1 protein-coding gene is annotated in these 1,013 nt (G+C 73.1%); it reads left to right on the forward strand.

What is annotated here, in order from left to right; translation table 11 throughout:
• On the forward strand, window positions 1-1,013 hold a 1,013-nt coding region (locus VM95_RS37660), incomplete at both ends, for a type I polyketide synthase (RefSeq protein WP_045705994.1).

A 1,013-nucleotide genomic window follows, 5' to 3' on the forward strand; every position in this document is an offset into this window, starting at 1 on the left:
CCTCCGCGCTGCGCGAGCGCCTGGCCGCGCTGAGCCCGGCCGAGCGCCAGGGCACGCTGCTGGACCTGGTCCGCCGCGAGGCGGCGGCCGTCCTCGGCGCCGAGGGCATCGGCGCCCAGCAGGTGTTCAAGGAGCTGGGTCTCGACTCCCTGATGGCGGTGGAGCTTCGCCGTCGTCTCGCCGCCGAGACCGGCCTGACCCTGCCGTCCACGCTCGCCTTCGACTACCCGACGCCGGTTTCCATCACCGGCCTGATCCTGGACCGCCTGGACCTGGGCGCCGCGAAGCCGTCGCACGGTCCGGTTCGTACGGCCGACGCCTCGGCCGACGACCCGATCGCGGTCGTCTCGATGGCCTGCCGCCTCCCCGGCGGGATCGACACGCCGGAAGGTTTCTGGGATCTGCTGGTCTCCGGCGGTGACGCCATCGGCGGCTTCCCCAAGCGCTGGCAGGGCCTGGACCTGTTCGACCCTGACCCGGAGGCGGTGGGCAAGAGCTACGCCCGCGAGGGCGGATTCCTGGAGGACGTCGACCAGTTCGACGCCGCCTTCTTCGGCATCAGCCCGCGCGAGGCGCAGTCGATGGACCCGCAGCAGCGGCTCGTCCTCGAAGCCTCCTGGGAGGCGCTGGAGCGCGCGGGCATCCGGCCGGGCAGCCTGGAAGGCACCCGCACCGGCGTCTACCTCGGCACGATGACGTCCGACTACGGACACCAGGGCCGTGACCTGGACGCGCTCGACGGCTACACCAGCACGGGCTACGCGAGCAGCGTCGTCTCCGGGCGCGTCTCCTACGCGCTCGGGCTCCAGGGCCCGGCCGTCACCGTGGACACCGCGTGCTCGTCGTCCCTGGTGGCGACGCACCTCGCAGTGTCGGCGCTGCGCTCGGGGGAGTGCGAGCTCGCGCTGGTCGGTGGCGTCACCGTCATGAACACCCCGGCGCTGTTCGTGGAGTTCAGCCGGCTGCGGGGCATGGCGGCGGACGGGCGCTGCAAGAGCTTCGGCGCCGGTGCG

This window comes from Streptomyces rubellomurinus (assembly GCF_000961885.1).
Taxonomy (GTDB): domain Bacteria; phylum Actinomycetota; class Actinomycetes; order Streptomycetales; family Streptomycetaceae; genus Kitasatospora; species Kitasatospora rubellomurina.